The 249-nt window shown below is 31.3% G+C and carries 1 pseudogene; it reads right to left on the bottom strand.

Going from position 1 to position 249, the window contains the following annotated elements:
- Window positions 1–249 (bottom strand): annotated as a pseudogene (locus LI114_RS14005) (replication initiation protein); the annotation flags it as partial.

Raw genomic sequence — 249 nt, 5'->3', positions numbered from 1 at the left:
AAATAGTTTTCTTAACTGCTTTATCAGTCATTGCATAGTAATCACTCAAATCATCTTCAAAATCAAAAGCTAAATCTAATCTTGTAAAACCGTCATCTTCCATGTAGTCGATGATGTTCTGTTTTAACCAAATCATTTCTTCATGTGTAAGTTTATTTGGATTAAATTCAACACGCATATTACGTCTGTCCCAAGTATCTGCTTTCACTTTGTCATATTCGATATAAACTTTTTCTTGCAGTGCTTTAG

It is taken from the genome of Ruminococcus sp. 210702-SL.1.03 (assembly GCF_020559915.1).
Lineage (GTDB): Bacteria > Bacillota > Clostridia > Oscillospirales > Ruminococcaceae > YE71.
This window is presented reverse-complemented; position numbering and strand designations above follow the sequence as displayed.